The organism is Nibrella saemangeumensis, assembly GCF_039541915.1.
Lineage (GTDB): Bacteria > Bacteroidota > Bacteroidia > Cytophagales > Spirosomataceae > Nibrella > Nibrella saemangeumensis.
The window spans coordinates 320,033-335,190 of record NZ_BAABHD010000024.1; the positions used below are offsets into that span (position 1 = coordinate 320,033).

The 15,158-nt window shown below is 53.3% G+C and carries 13 protein-coding genes; 9 read left to right on the forward strand and 4 right to left on the reverse strand.

Annotated features, from left to right (window positions below):
* Nucleotides 1–15 precede the first annotated feature (15 nt).
* Nucleotides 16–537, reverse strand: coding sequence for an AAA family ATPase (locus ABD949_RS11350; protein ID WP_345243512.1), 522 nt, complete (start codon nt 535–537; stop codon nt 16–18).
* Nucleotides 538–751: 214 nt separating this feature from the next.
* On the opposite strand from ABD949_RS11350, the gene ABD949_RS11355 reads away from it, so the two are divergent.
* The 6 genes from ABD949_RS11355 to ABD949_RS11380 all read left to right on the forward strand — a co-directional run bounded on the left by ABD949_RS11355 (nt 752) and on the right by ABD949_RS11380 (nt 7,741).
* On the forward strand, nt 752–916 hold the full coding sequence (locus ABD949_RS11355; RefSeq protein ID WP_345243514.1) for a hypothetical protein: 165 nt from the start codon (nt 752–754) through the stop codon (nt 914–916).
* 40 nt (nt 917–956) lie between these two features.
* Entirely contained in the window at nt 957–4,067 is a 3,111-nt protein-coding gene (locus ABD949_RS11360) for a choice-of-anchor Q domain-containing protein (protein ID WP_345243516.1), read from the forward strand.
* A 111-nt stretch (nt 4,068–4,178) separates the two neighbouring features.
* The gene (locus tag ABD949_RS11365; protein WP_345243517.1) at nt 4,179–5,948 is read left to right on the forward strand and encodes a tetratricopeptide repeat protein; all 1,770 of its coding nucleotides are present in this window, start codon (nt 4,179–4,181) and stop codon (nt 5,946–5,948) included.
* Nucleotides 5,949–5,993: 45 nt separating this feature from the next.
* Nucleotides 5,994–6,374: a nuclear transport factor 2 family protein gene (locus tag ABD949_RS11370; RefSeq protein WP_345243518.1), complete on the forward strand. Its 381-nt coding sequence runs from the start codon at nt 5,994–5,996 to the stop codon at nt 6,372–6,374.
* A 13-nt stretch (nt 6,375–6,387) separates the two neighbouring features.
* Complete coding sequence (locus tag ABD949_RS11375; protein WP_345243519.1) at nt 6,388–7,257, forward strand: helix-turn-helix domain-containing protein; 870 nt, start codon at nt 6,388–6,390, stop codon at nt 7,255–7,257.
* A gap of 76 nt (nt 7,258–7,333) precedes the next feature.
* Complete coding sequence (locus tag ABD949_RS11380) at nt 7,334–7,741, forward strand: DUF983 domain-containing protein (RefSeq protein ID WP_345243520.1); 408 nt, start codon at nt 7,334–7,336, stop codon at nt 7,739–7,741.
* Nucleotides 7,742–7,778: 37 nt separating this feature from the next.
* Here the strand turns inward: ABD949_RS11380 and ABD949_RS11385 are convergent, their stop codons facing one another.
* Both ABD949_RS11385 and ABD949_RS11390 read right to left on the reverse strand, forming a co-directional pair.
* Nucleotides 7,779–10,139, reverse strand: coding sequence for a PAS domain S-box protein (locus ABD949_RS11385; RefSeq protein WP_345243521.1), 2,361 nt, complete (start codon nt 10,137–10,139; stop codon nt 7,779–7,781).
* Nucleotides 10,140–10,309: 170 nt separating this feature from the next.
* Nucleotides 10,310–10,510 (reverse strand): hypothetical protein, encoded by a 201-nt coding sequence (locus ABD949_RS11390; RefSeq protein ID WP_345243523.1) that lies wholly within the window; start codon nt 10,508–10,510, stop codon nt 10,310–10,312.
* 357 nt (nt 10,511–10,867) lie between these two features.
* Between ABD949_RS11390 and ABD949_RS11395 the strand changes: the two genes are divergently transcribed.
* From ABD949_RS11395 to ABD949_RS11405, 3 genes are all read left to right on the forward strand, one after another.
* Nucleotides 10,868–11,827, forward strand: coding sequence for a YihY/virulence factor BrkB family protein (locus tag ABD949_RS11395; protein WP_345243525.1), 960 nt, complete (start codon nt 10,868–10,870; stop codon nt 11,825–11,827).
* 263 nt (nt 11,828–12,090) lie between these two features.
* Nucleotides 12,091–12,798 carry a YMGG-like glycine zipper-containing protein gene (locus ABD949_RS11400; protein WP_345243527.1) on the forward strand — a complete coding sequence of 236 codons (708 nt, stop codon included), beginning with the start codon at nt 12,091–12,093 and terminating at the stop codon, nt 12,796–12,798.
* Between the two features lie 20 nt (nt 12,799–12,818).
* Nucleotides 12,819–13,301 (forward strand): YybH family protein, encoded by a 483-nt coding sequence (locus tag ABD949_RS11405; protein WP_345243529.1) that lies wholly within the window; start codon nt 12,819–12,821, stop codon nt 13,299–13,301.
* Nucleotides 13,302–13,378: 77 nt separating this feature from the next.
* Here ABD949_RS11405 and ABD949_RS11410 read toward each other — a convergent pair whose 3' ends face one another.
* The gene (locus ABD949_RS11410; protein WP_345243531.1) at nt 13,379–15,094 is read right to left on the reverse strand and encodes a hypothetical protein; all 1,716 of its coding nucleotides are present in this window, start codon (nt 15,092–15,094) and stop codon (nt 13,379–13,381) included.
* Between the last annotated feature and the right edge of the window lie 64 nt (nt 15,095–15,158).

A 15,158-nucleotide genomic window follows, 5' to 3' on the forward strand; every position in this document is an offset into this window, starting at 1 on the left:
GTACCCCTTTTTTCATCAGGACTGACGGACTACCTGAATCTGATCCACTTCGTCCGCTGATTTGAGCCGGTACACGGTACTGAATCCTTCGTATTCCAGGTAACGGGTCCACAGCCACAGGTCTCTCCGCTGGCGGTGCAGCACCGGGTCGGCAAAGGAACGGTCGGTGCGTGTTTTCCGCCGGTCGTTGAGTACCTGCTCAGGCATATCCAGCACAATGGCCACCAGCGGGCAGTTAAATTGCTGGCCTAGGTCGATCAGCGACTGCCGGGCGTCGGCCTGCACGTTGGTGGCATCGATCACTGTAAGCCGCCGGCGCTGGAGCCGTTTGGCCGCCAGCCAGTGCAGCAGCTCGAAGGCATCACCCGTGGCGCTCTGATCGTTTTCATTATCCGTAATGAGCGCCCGGCAATGATCCGATGAGATGACTTCCGTCGGCAGAAAATGCCGACGGGCAAACGTCGACTTACCCGCTCCACTTACGCCGATGAGCAGAATAAGGGAAAACGCAGGCACTTGTAGGCTTGACTGGTTCATTGGCTGACTGGCTCGTTGGTTAATTGGTTCACCGACTTCCCCATTACACCCCAACAAGGCTTTCTTTGTTTCAGTTAAAGTAAAACTTTAGCGTAGCTTGTAAATCTCTCATTTACAAAGCTATACGAATTGTCACATTTTTGTCACACTCGAAATTTCACCGTCTCCTCCCAATACCTCTACATTTGAGCCGGACAAAAATACCGGCAACTCCATGCACGATTCTACCGCTGATCTGATACCTGACCAACCGCCCGGCCCCACCCGTCCTACCCTGCTGCTGGTGGGCATGGTGCTGCTGTTTCTGCTGCTGGCCTGGGGCGTCTGGTGGTACTTCGAGTGGAAAATCGAAACCCTCAACCACCAGGTGATGCCCTAAACCTGCCTTATCAACCAATCAACCATTTAACCGATCAACCATGAAACTACTCTCTACCTTTTGCCGGCTGGTCATTCTTCTGCTGATGACTATCCCGAGCCTGGCGCAATCAAAAGTGATCTTTGTCGATGGTGCCCTTAGTACCAGTGGCAATGGCACCTCCTGGGCTACAGCCTACCAAACCCTTCAGGAAGCGTTGAACCCGGCTACATCCGGTGTGACGGCCGGTGACGAAATTCGGGTCGCCCAGGGGGTGTACAAACCAACTACCAATCCCAATGACCGGGCGGCTACATTCCTGATTCCTTCGGGTGTAAACATTCTGGGTGGCTACATAGCGGGTACAGACACCCGCACGCCGGGCACCAGTATTCTCAGTGGAGATATTGATGAGAATGATTATAACGCCGACGGTAACTCTATTGCTGAGTGGGCTGATCACATAGAAGGCGGCAACAGCTACCATGTAGTCGTGATGAACGCAACAAACGACCAGACTCGGCTCGACGGTTTTGTCATAACCGCCGGAAAAGCCGACACAAATGGGGGCAGCCATGATGAAGGAGGAGGTATTTACAGCCAGAATGGAGCACCGGTCCTTGTTAATTGTCAGTTTTTAGGCAACTGGGCCCATGCAGGAGCCGCCTTCTACCTGCTGCATGAATTCAATTTATTTAACAGCAAGACGCCTGCCTTCATCAACTGTGTGTTTAGAGGCAACCAAAGTTTTTACGGCGGGGTTATTTACAATGTGGTGCTACCAAGCGCTGATGACTCTGGTACCTATGGCTTCAAGATGGTCAACTGCAGCCTGACAGATAATTTGAGTTCTGTAAGCGGGAATGCAATCAATAGTAAAATGGACAGTGATAGAGCCGCCTATCAGGTGCAGCTGACCAACTGTATTCTTTGGAATAACGGTGGGCAACAAACCATTGTGGGGTCAGGTTATTTCTCAACCTCGTTGATTACAGTCACGAATAGCCTGATTGAGCCGCAGGAAACGGACTATATGGGTACCGATGTGCTGACCAGTAATCCTTTATGGAACCAGAACCTAACGCTGACAGCCTGCTCACCAGCCATCAATGCAGGTACAAATTCGGTACCTGAGCTGGCTGGGATCACCACGGATGTACTTGGCAATAACCGGTTCTACAATGCTGGAACGATTGATATAGGTGCAATTGAATACCAGAGCAACACGCCCAGTAAGCTGATCTTTGTAAACCATGCCGCCACCGGAGCCGCTAACGGCAGCTCCTGGGCCGATGCCTATACCAGCCTGCAACCGGCCCTGCAAGGGGCCTGCTCCGGCACCGAAATCCGCGTGGCCCAGGGTGTGTACAAGCCAACTACTAACCAAGCTGATTCCTATGCCCGGTTTGATATTCCTACCGGGGTAAGCGTGCTGGGCGGCTACATCGCGGGTACCAGCAACCGGATACTGGGCAGCAGCATTCTCAGCGGAGACATCGATAACAATGACCTTGATAACGACCATAACAACATTGCCGAAACGCCCCAGGCAATTCAGGGGCAAAACAGCCAGGGTCTTGTCCTGTTCCTGAATACGGATAACAAAACCCGGCTCGACGGTTTTACCATCACGGCCGCCCGGGGTTCGCAACAGATAGGCGCGGTTCAGATAAGCGGGTTCAATGTCGAAACGGCACCTGTCATCAGCAACTGCCGCTTTTTCGGCAATGAAGCCGGTCAGGGCGGGGCCATGTCCCTTTTTGGGTTAAGTAGCACTCGCATGGCACCTATTATTATCAACTGCGTGTTCAGTGGCAACTCGGCCTCCAGCATTGGCGGGGCTGTTTACAGCACCCTTTCCAGCAGCGCATCGGTGAACCCCCGGTTTATCAACTGCACGTTTGCCAACAACCGGGCTACCGTTGAAGGAGCCGCCATAGGGCATTATGGAACTACTCTCACGCTGATTAACTGTATTCTATGGAATAACGAGGGGGCTAAGGCCATTGCCAAAAGATCGTATAACGCAGCGGTAGCTGCCACCAACTGCCTGATTGAACCCGGCGCAACGGGTTACACGCCTTACAATGTTCTAAACCAAAACCCACTCTGGAACGCGGACCTGACGCTCACCGCCTGCTCCCCGGCAATTAATGCGGGACTGACACCTGTTGAGGAACTAGCTTACTCCTCATTAGAGGGCGTACCCGTTGATGCTGGGGGGCAGTTTCGATTCTATAACGGCACGGCTGACCTGGGTGCTTTTGAGTTTCAGGGCAACTTTACCTCCCTGCCCGTTACCATCAGCCCTACTTCACCAACATCGACTATCGGCCAAAGCGTCACGCTGACAGCAACGGCGGGGACCGCCTACCAGTGGAGTACTGGCCAGACCACACAGCGCATCGCCGTTGAGACCCTGAGCGGCACTACCCCCTACTCGGTTACCGTCACCGACGCCGGCGGATGTTCCGGTACGGCCACAACCAGCGTCACCGGCATTCCATCTGCAGGTATGAGCGTTAGCGGCATTACCAACCTGTGCGTCAAAACCACCCCGGCTTCGAAGGTTGACTATACTTATCAATTAGTCATGACCATTTCCAACGTGCCAGCCAACAGCACCCTGAACTACAAATGGGAGTACCTCGCCCCCAAATCGCTCGATTACAAAGCCATCGGAGCAAAAGGCGTTACCATCGGCAAAGTCAGTTTTACTCCCAGTAACAACACACTCACCATTACCGGACAAGGGGGTAACCTTAACGGCCTGCAGGATTACCGGCTCCGCCTGACGGTAACCGCCACCGATAAGCAAACCAGAACGACTACGACCGCCAGCGCCGGCACTGTGTTCGACGGCGGTTGTTCGTTGGGCAGCACCCCGGCCGCTCGTAAAGGCATCGTCTCAGCCGAAGAGGTACAGGTCAGCGTATACCCTAATCCGGTGGTTGAATTTCTGACCGTTGAAGTGAGCAGACTCAGCAGCCCGGCCACCATTCACTTGTACGATATTCAGGGACGGCCGCAGGGACAATGGGCTATGGAGCCCGTCGGTGGTACAGGCCAGCTTAAAGCCTCAGTGGGTAATCTCCCCGAAGGCATTTACATCCTGAACGTGGAAACAGCAGACGGTCTGCTGCACCGGCAGCGGGTGCTGAAACAACGATGAGTTGGTTAATTGGATAACTGGTTCGTTGGTTGACTGGTAAAGCCCAATCAACCAAGGAACCAGTTATCCAATTAACTTGCTTCCCAACCGGAATTCTACGTATATTTACCTATGGTTTGGCCTGTGGTAAACAACGTGAAGTGGATGTCTGCCTGTCAGTACTTGCAGCTGACCGTTTTTTTTCTGCTGAGTTCGTTTGCCTATTCGGTTGCCTCCCCCGATTCGCTGCTTACCCTATCGTCCGCGCAGCAATTAAAAGCAGTTATCAGGGTGTACAATGACCTTTCTAAAAAAGACACAAATGCTGCCAACCGGTTTAGGCAGGAGTTAGCCGGCTTTTATGAGAAAAACGGCAGTGAGAACGACAAGCTGACGTTTCAAACCGCTATCCTGTGTACCGACCGGGCCAATATGCGGTACAACAACCGCTTTCCAGCGCGGGCTCAGGCCTTATTGCAAACAGCGGAGCGAATCAATAATGCATCGCTGATGGCCAGAATAAATTTACAGATGGGCCTGTACCAGTTCAATATTGCGCATAATTACTACCTGACCTTTAAGCACTACCTGCGTACGTTCGACCTGCTCAAAACCTTAACCGAAGCCGACTTCCCCGAGCGCGACTATACCATTTACCTGATCGCCAGGGCCTATTACGAATTCTTCGACTACGAGAACGCCATCCGTATTGGTAAGGTATTGACGGATGCCAAACCTGACGGGATTGCCAACACCCATATTTACAACACCTGTATGCTGGGTATGGCGTCGGTTAAACTGAAAGACTACCCGGCCGCCCGCCGGTATTTTGAATGGGGACTACAGCACCTGCCCGTCCGTGATTTTAACAACGAGGCCTGGGTGGGCATTCTGAATGGCAACATCGGCCTGCTGCTGACCGAGCAACAGCAGGAAAATGCAGCCATGCCCTATCTGTCAGAAGGAATCCGGCTCACCACCCAAACGCAGGTCTGGGATAATGCCGCTATTTTCGGCAGTAAACTGGCGACTATTTACCTGAACCGAAACCAACTCACCCGCGCGGGTGAGTTGGCGAGACAGGCTCACCAGGCAGCGTTGAAAATGCACATGGTCAAATTCAGCCATGTGACGTACCAGGTGTTGGCGGACTATTACCGAAAGGCCGGTCAAACCGAACTGGCGTTCCGCTACGCCGATTCGGCGGCCTTTGCCCGCGATGGCTACAAACGGGACATCGACGTGACGCTGAAACACAAGGCCGAAATGGCGGTGGAGAGTGAGCGCCACCAGCTTCAGGAGCGAATCATGCAGAAAGAAAAGGAGCGGCAGGTACTGCTACGAAACAGCATTATCCTGCTGATTGCCCTGGCGCTGGTTGTCACCTGGCTGCTTTACAACCGTCGGTTATTGCAATACCGTCACCGTCAGCAGCAACTGCTGGCTGAAAATAAACGCACCGAATTCGAACTGAAGAACGCCATTGGGCAGCTCGACCAGTTTACCCGCAATATTCAGGAAAAAAGCGTGCTGATCGACCAGTTTTCGGAGCAGATCCGGCAGATGGAGCAACAACTCCACCCGGTGGCCGACGCGCACTACCAACTTCTGGAGCAATTACAGAACTCGGTGCTGCTGACCGACGAAGGCTGGGAGGAGTTCCGACAGTTGTTTGAAAAGGTACACCAGGGCTACCTGGTCCGGCTGCGCGACAAGCTGCCGGGGCTGAGTCCGGCTGAGGTTCGCTTTATGGCACTGTGCAAACTCAACTACTCCAACAAAGAGATGGCCGCCATGCTGGGCGTAAGTACCCACGCCATCCGGCAGCACCGCAGCCGCCTGCGCCGGAAACTGAACCTCACCGAGGAGATAGAGATTGAAGAGCTTGCGGCTACAATCTGACGAAGGATTGTAGCTATATTAACTTTGCCAAGTCAATACTTTCCAATGAATAGCAGCCTGAACAAACAAAATGCCATGGCGTTTTACGACCTGATGTTTAACCAGTGTCGGCCAGAAGAAGCCGTTGCGCAATATGTTGGCGATGAGTACATTCAGCATAACCCGCACGTCGGCGATGGCAAACAGGCCTTTATCGACTATTTCCGTCGAATGGCCCGAGAGTATCCCGGCAAGCGGGTGGAGTTCAAACGAGCTATTGCCGAAGACAATTACGTGGTGCTTCATTGCTACCAGCACTGGCCGGCTGATCAGGATTATGCCGGTATTGATATCTTTCGGTTTGATGAAACCGGAAAAATAGTTGAGCATTGGGATGTGTTGCAGGTAATTCCGGAAAAATCAGCCAATACCAACTCGTTGTTCTAATCCCTGCGGGTATATGTCCAGATCAGTACCCGTTTACAAGCTGCAGTCGTTCCCGCGTCATGAGCCGGATGTGCTTTTTTACATGACTCCGCTGGAGAAACTCGTACAGGAATTTAAGGGCATTGATAAACCGCATTCACACACCTTTTATCTGGTAATGTGGATCAGCCAGGGCAGCGGCATCCACACCATCGACTTCAAAACCTATCCGGTAGCTCCGCACCAGTTGTATTTTCTGACCCCCGGCCAAGTTCATAGCTGGGAACTATCGCCGGATATCAAAGGCTTCAACCTGTTTTTCGAGGCTAACTTCTTTCGGAGCCGCTACGGTGCCCGGCTGCACCAGTATCCGTTTTTCCACTCGCACCAGCACCAGCCCTTGTTACAGGTAACCGGGCAGCAGGACCGATTCGGTGATCTGTTTAGCTATGCCTACGATGAGTACCAGCAGCCTCAGGCAAATCGGGCCGAAGTGTTTCTGTCTTTTGTGCATATCCTGCTGGAGTCGGCAGATCGGTTATACGCTCAACAGCGGATGGGAACAGAGCATTACCCGTACGATCGCATCCGGCAGTATGAAGAATTACTGGAAGATCAGTTTCTGACCGTCCGGGAAGTAAATGCGTATGCGGCTCAGATGGGCCTGACGCCTAACCACCTTAATCATATCTGCAAAAAAGTGCTGAATAAAACGGCCAGTCAGCTCCTGCACGAGCGCCTGGTCATTGAAGCGCAGCGGCTGCTGATCCATACTACCCAATCGATCAAGGAAATCGGCTTTCATTTAGGCTTTGAAGACCCCTCCTACTTTGTCCGGTTCTTTAGAAAGCACACCGGCACTACACCCATTAAGTTTCGGCAGCAGTCAGGGGGCCATCGTTGATTTGTACCATACCTGGCCTGTCTCTGGAAGTCAATGCCAATAACAGGTACATTTGTATCATAAAAATTGCGTAGCTATGGTAACCAACAGCCGATTATACAGCATCGTATTCAATAAATGCCCCCGTTGTCATCAGGGCGATTTCTTCGTCACCAACAGTGCGTTCTCTCTTCGCTTCGACCAGATGCACGACCACTGTCCGCATTGCCAGGAGAACTTCGTGCCGGAGCCGGGCTTTTACTGGGGATCAATGTTTGTCAGTTACGCCTTCTACACGGCGTTTATCCTGCTGACTTTTTTTGTGCTCGTTCAGGGGTTCAACCTGTATCTGGACTACTATTTAATGGGGTTGCTGCCCGCCCTGGTACTCCTGACGCCATACTTCTTCCGTATGGCGCGCCGGACGTGGCTGACGATCTTTATCTCGCCCAACCCGAAAAAGCTGCCGACTAAATCCGACGCGGGTCACCTGATGGTGCGCTGATTGAAGCATTTGGCGAAAAACACCATGTGTGCCGGGGTCAACTGGCCGGCAGCAGGATCTGGAAGGTGGCTCCCTCGCCAAGCTGACCTTCGGCCCAGATGGTTCCGCCGTGGTTGGTTACTACCTTTTTGGCCAGGGCCAGTCCGATGCCGGTGCCCGAGTAGGCTTTCCGGTTGTGCAGGCGCTGAAACATCACAAAAATCTTTTCGGCATTATCGGGCGTAAAGCCGATGCCGTTGTCCCGCACGGTGATCTGGTAATAGGTGCGGCCGGTCTCCAGGCCCGGCGGCCGGCCAGCTTCCGACGCATCAATGAGCCGGCTTTCAACGGTAATGGTCGGGGGCAGGTCGGGTTTAGAGAACTTCAGGGCATTGCTCACCAGATTGTAAAACAACTGGTGCATTTGTCCCGGCACGGCTCTCAGCACGGGCAGGTCGGTCACCACCAGCCGGGCCTGCTTTTCGGCGATCACCAGCTCCAGATCGGTTCTCACGGATACCAGTACCTCCGTCAGATCCACGGCGGAAAAGGGCTCCGTTTTGGTCAGGCTGGCAAAATCCAGGATGTCTTTCAGGGCTGTACTCATCCGCTGGGCTGCGTCGATTACCCGGTCCAGCCGGTGCTGGGAAGCCTCCGACAGTTGAGCATAGCTTTCGGCCTTTACCATTTCGCTAAACAGCATGATTTTTCGGATCGGCTCCTTCAGGTCATGGTGCGACACGTAGGCAAACTGCTCCAGTTCTCTGTTCTTCTGTTCCAGCGCCTGGGTGCGTTCCCTCACTTTTTCCTCCAGCAGCCCTTCGGCCTGTTTCTGCGCATCAATGTCGGTATTGGTGCCAATCCATTGAGTAACCCTCCCCTGCTCATCCTTAACCGGATAAGACCGGGTCAGAAACCAGCGGTAGGTGCCATCATGGCCGCGCAAGGGAAAGGTAAGCTCCCAGGGTTCCCCTTTGCGCCAGGCTTCTTTCACAAACGTTACGACCCGCTCGATATGGTCCGGGTGATGCACCTTTTCCCAACCCCAGCCTTTCATCTCGTCCAGGGTAGTGCCGGTATAACTATACCAGCGGTCGTTGTACCAGTGTATCCAGCCGCTGGGATCGGCCATCCAGGCCAGCTGAAAAATAGAATTGGCCAGTGTCCGGAACTGCTCTTCGCTTTGCTTCAGGGCTTCTTCCACCTGCTTTTGCTCTGTAATATTCGTGAAAAGCAGGGCTACTTTCCGGCTTGTGTGGTCGCCAATCCGGAACGCAGCCACATCGAACCACCGGCCCATAGCCTGGGATCCTTCCGTAAAGCGGACCGACTTGCCGGTCAAAGCCACATTCCCGTACAGCTCGAACCAGTGGGCTTCCAGATCCGGCACCAGTTCACGGGCGGTTTTTCCGACGGCGTTCTGCAGGCCTGTCTGCTTCTCAAAAACGGGGTTTACTTCCAGAAAACGATAGTCCAGCGGCTTATTTTCATCGTCAAAAAGCATTTCCAGCACACAAAAGCCCTGGTCCATTGACTCGAACAGACTGCGGTACTTCTCTTCACTCTCCTGGATCTTTTTCCGGGCGAGTACCTGCTCGGTCACATCATGCCCTACGGAAATGACGCCACTTGCCACTTCTTCTGTTTCGCTCTCGTAATAAGGTTGATACACAAAGTCGAAGTAAAACACCTCGGGTTTTCCCCGGCGGTACAGGGTAATCGGTGCTTCGTAGGCGTAATAAGGTTCGCCGGTCTTGCGAACCTGATCCAGCAGTTCAATAAAGCCTTGGCCCTCCAGTTCCGGTATGGCTATCAGCAACGGCTTACCAATAACGTCGCTGGTTCTGCCCCACACTTCCAACAGGCTTTCATTGGCCAGTTCCACCACATAGGTATCTCCCCGGACAAATCCGATGATGACCGGGGCATTTATGAAAAAATTATAGGTTTGCTCAAGCCCCCTGGCAGCTTCCGCCTTATGCTCCGCTTTGATCTGACTGGTAATGTCTGTGGCGGAATGGATAATATACTGCACCTCACCTGCCTCACTTAAGACCGGGGCATTCCGAATTTTCCAGTACCGCTGACTAAAGGTTCCATCGCCCATTGGTACATCGTACCGCTGAGCGGGTATATCGTGAGACTGTCTGTGCCGGATGATGTAATCAAAGGAAGCCTTCAGATTCTGCTCGCCGGTAAAATGAGGATCATCCGGACTTTTGGGGAATACCTCAAAATGCCCTTTCCCAATTACGTCTTCCCGCTTCATGCCCGATTCGCGGATAAAATCGTTGCTTACAGCTACGAGCGTAAACACCGGTGCATCAGGCCGTAAAACGACACTGATGCCGGGAGTAGCTTCAAAAAAGCGAACGTTCATAACCTCCGGCGAAGCGGACGGGGACGAGACACGATCCATAGGGTCAGGCAAAGAGTATTAATAGCGTCTGAATAGTACCACTTAGCGCTTAAATCAGCCTCTAAAATAACGATTCACCGTGACCCCGTTGCATTTTCGGCGCATTATCTATTTGACGGAATGAAGGCAAATGATAGCCTAAACCCAGGTGGTACCAGACCGTCACGCCATTAGCAGGCAACAAAGAAGCAGGCCCACATAATGGCCCACAACAGCGCCGTGATGGAATCCATACGCTCACCAAAAACGCGGAGCAGGGTGTATTCGGTAAAAAAAGTGGCGGTGTACTTGCCGGAGAAATAGAACCAGACAGGTTTTGAGATAAGCATGAGAAGTAGATAAGCCTCCTGCGATTGAAGAAGTTTAAACATACAGTAAAGTACAAGTTTTCAGTTACGGTTTCCAGTAATCAACGTCCTCTATATTAATACGTCATCCTATATAAATGAATACTATATAGATTAGCTATACAAAAATAAAAACCAGAGCCTACAAAAAAATACACTCGCCACAATCTGTGCCTTTTTTTATAAAAAAAGGTTACCGACGGAAATACGCAGAGGAGAACTGTTGATGGGTATAACCAATAGGCTCACAATAGAACCTTCAATCCCAAAAGGCCGTAAATCAGTTGTTATTGTAGAACCGGATCAATGCAAGTCCGATAAATCCGGCGGGGTCACCTTTACCAGCCCTGCTTTATCCGCTTACCAGAACACTGCACGGCCATGAACAAACCCTCCCTGACAGATGCGTTTAAAACGCTATGGTCGATTTTACAGGCCACATTTTCCGGTTTCTCCAACGACCGGGTCATGAAACTCAGCGCTGCGCTGGCTTACTACACCGTTTTTTCGCTCTCTCCGTTGCTGCTGCTGGTTATCTCCATGGTTAGCCTGCTCTACGGTGACCAGGCAATTGAGGGAAAGATATTTCACCAGATCAACGAGTTTATGGGCGACGAGGCCGCGCTGCAGCTCCAGGAGATGATTAAAAACGTTAAACTGTCGGGGCAAACGACCACGGCAGTCGTTACGGGCGGTATTGCCCTGCTGGCGGGGGCTACGTCCGTCTTTATCGAAATTCAGGATTCCATCAACCTGATCTGGCGGGTAAAGCCCAAACCCCGGCGCGGATGGCTGAAATTGCTCAAAGACCGGCTGCGCTCATTTTCGCTCATCATTAGTCTGGGCTTTCTGCTGCTGGTATCGTTGATCATCAACGGACTCGTTGCCGCCTTAAGCGGCCTGCTCAGCCAGTATTTCCCACAAGTCACCATCTGGGTGGTCAATCTTCTTAACCTGGTGATCAGTTTCGGGGTAACCATGCTCTTGTTCGGCATCATTTTCAAATTTCTGCCGGACGTTAAGATCGCCTGGAAGGATGTACAGTGGGGGGCTTTTTTTACGGCGCTGTTGTTCATGGGCGGCCGCTACCTGATCGCCTTATACATTGAGACCACCGGCACGGCTTCCGCCTTTGGCGCGGCCGGCTCCATCGTCATTATTCTGGTGTGGATCTACTATTCGGCCGTGCTGCTCTACCTGGGTGCCGAATTCACCAGGGCATATGCCGAACACCACGGGCTGCGGATCAGACCCGCCGACTATGCCGTGTACGTTGAGGTCCGGGAAATAGAGCGTGACATCCGTGTCTTACCTCCCCAGAATACCTATTCCGGTCAGTGAGCCGCTGGACAGAAATCCCGGGAGCTTCTTAATCAAGACCTGGCCGCTGCCCTGCACTGAGGTGTATACTCCACAGAATTACAGAAAAAAGCCACACTTATTTAAAAATTCGCATAAAATTATACAATCCATTAAACCTATAGAATTGTCTGCTATCTAACCCACAAACAACGAAAGAAGAATCCGGTCACCGGCTTTCAGGCGGCATTTTCCAGATTCTGGCAGGAAAGTTGATTTAGAGTTTTAATTAAACGTGAAATACCATGAAAACGATAGGGCATATTTTCACTTCTGTTTTGCTGGCCTCTCTGATGATCGGGAGCCCAGTTAAGGCCCAGACCGAGAACAATCTGAGCCGTCAGGCTAAAGGTACCATCATTGGTACAGGCATTGGCGCTGCGGCCGGAGCCGCCCTGAACAAAAAGAACCGGGTTGTCGGCGGGGTCGTCGGCGGGGTGGTGGGTGGCGCTACCGGCTATGCAGTCGGTAAGCAGCCGAAAAAGAAATGGAATCCGCAGGCGAAAGGCGTAGCCATTGGTGCCGGTACCGGTGCCGCTGCGGGTGCTGTCTTGTATAAGAAGAATAGGGCTTTGGGGGGTGTTGTTGGTGGTATAGCCGGCGGGGCTGCCGGATACGCCATCGGTAAAAAAATTGACAAGAAGAACAAAGCCCGTGAAGCGGAGCGTGTAGCCTCTGCCAACTGGGAAAAAGCGCAGAACCGTGAATACCGGACGGCTAACCGGGCTTCAACCGCGACCCGTACCGCACCATCGTCGACGCGTAGAGCCAGTGGCATTGCCGTGGCCGCCGGAGCCGCTGCAGCTGGATTTGCCGCCAGCCAAGGGACAGGCGTATACGCACCGGAAAGCCAGGCTGATTACATCATCGGTATGGGCTACCTGCCGAACCCCTACCTCGGCGACCCGTCGAAACCGTACAGCACCCTGGAAGTTCGTCGGAAAAGCTGGTAACCATTCAACCTTTTACACCTATGAAAGCATTCATTCAAGCAATAGCGGTGGCCGGGCTGCTTAGCGCCTGTGCCAAACCGGGCAACGATACCGCCAATGTTCAGGAGCTGAATCAGCAATTTATCAGCGCCTGGAATAGCAAAGATGCCAGTAAGGTAAATTCTTTTCTGGCCGACGATGTGCATTTCCTGCAGGGAGAAGCGCACTACACCGGTAAGTCGGAGGTTTCCCGCAAATGGGTAGAAGAAACGCTCCCGACCATAAATAACCTCAAGACCAGTGTAGTTACCTCAGCCGCCGACAGCAAGATCGCTTACGAGGCTGGTACCTTTTCGGTAGACGTTTTACCGGAAACGCAGGATCAGCCACGCGGTATGGGCGAAGGTAACTTTGTCCTGATCTGGAAAAAAGCGGATGATAACACCTGGAAGCTGAGCTACGCTCAACTGGAGGACCATCCGGTCCGGGTTAAAGACCCCCGGTCTACCGCTGCCAACTTCTGATAACCGATCGATATAACCCTGAACCTCGCTCGTCGTCGCCTGTAGCTGCGAAACGGGCGAGGTTCTTTTTTGCTCGTTCAGGACAACCGGATGGTGTGCCGGAAGGGGGTAAACCCGGTCAGGTAAACGGTGGGCGCATCCATGGCCGGTAAGGCTCCGCGCAGTTGTACATTTTTGTGCTGTGCCAGACCCGGCCCAAACGTAATGGTATCGCCCTGAAAGGCGTAGGTACCAGCCGATTCCTTAAGCAAAAAGGCTTTGTCCCGCGTCGGGTGGGGCAAAACGCCGGTGAACGAGCCGCCCGGCCGGAAGATCAGCTCCAGGGCGACCGGTACGCCATCGGTGCCGGTCAGCGCAATCTGCACCTCCATACCATCGGCCGTTTCGGTAAGCGTCACCTTCGAGTCGAGCCGCTGGACTTCGCTCTGCCGGCGCTTATCGCGGGGCATCTTTTCCCAGTCGCCATCTTCGGCTATGTTCTCTTTGGAGAAGGGTTGAAAATAAGGGCCGTCCAGCGACTGCGTCAGCACCCAGCTATTCCCCTCCCGGGTAATCTTCTCGGTTTGAAACTGCCCTTTCCCGAAAAACGAAGCGGCCACCCGCATACCCTGCAACATGGCTTTGCCCCTGGAGAACGTCAGCCAGACCGGATTGGCCGACAGAATGGTACTGTCCCAGTTTCCGCGCCGAATCCGTACCAATCCTGACCGGCTGAACTCTTTGACATAATTTGTCGGTAATGGGCTGGCTGCCGGTAACTCATTCCAGAAAGCAGGATCTTCCAGGAAGTAATCCAGAAAACCAACCAGTTTGGGCAAACCGTTCTGCTCAATCAGCCGGCACATGGCCGCCATTTGCCCGTCCTTGTCCAACAAAGCCATGTACCGGCAGGCGTAATAATACCCTTCTGGCGTACCGACGAGGGCTTTGTCCTGCCGACCGGAGGCCTCGGTCACCACCTCCCCGTTCGGGTGGAGGTAATAGAGGGTCATGGCCAGGTTACGGCGAACATAGCCCAGCAGCTCCGGTTTGTTCAGCCCTTTGGCGATGGTAATCAGCAGGCGGTTCGTCAGGGGAGAATAAATCAGCGTACTCCGCTCATTGTATTGCCCGTCGGCGTCCATATCAATGTGTTCGCTCAGCCACTCTTCAATCCGGTTGAGGTACCGGGGGTTGGGCCAGCGCTCCTGGAGTTTGGTCAGGGCTGCGCACACCACCCAGCGGTGATTGGGCGTGTGGATACCGCCGGCCGACAGGGCTTCGCCCCCCCGCAGCAGAAACGTTTTCAGCGCGGCCAGCACCGGCTCCCGACCGGGTGTGCCCGAGCGCTCCAGCAGGGTATAGGCTGGTACCAGTCGTTTCACCAGAAAGCCGGTATCCGGAGTTGAGTGGAAGTTGGTCGATAGCAGGTCGATGGTCCCGTCGTCATGTTGCATCTTCAGCAGGGCTTGTACCGCCGGTCCCACTTCGGCGAGCAGTTCTTTGGACCGGTAGAAGCTGGATTCCGGGCAGGCTATTGAACAGGCCGCCTGTCGGACAAATCCGGTCGTCGAATGCGGATTGGGTATATCGTCTCCGTCAATGAATCCCCCAAACGCCGGGTTACCGGGTTCCGTAATGCGATAGGTTCGGGACTGACTCAGGTGCTGGTCGTTGAGTTTGATCAGTTCCAGCAGCCAGGCAGGTTTAGATTCTTTGGCAACTGGCTGCGGATCGGCAAAGGTAAATGTTGGCAGCAGCGGCAGCAGACCGAGTGAGGCTGCGCCAACTCCGACAAAAGTTCTTCGGTGCATGAATGGATCAGGTTTAGGAGATGCAAACGCCTAAAGTAATGCAGAGAACGACCCGGCGCAACTG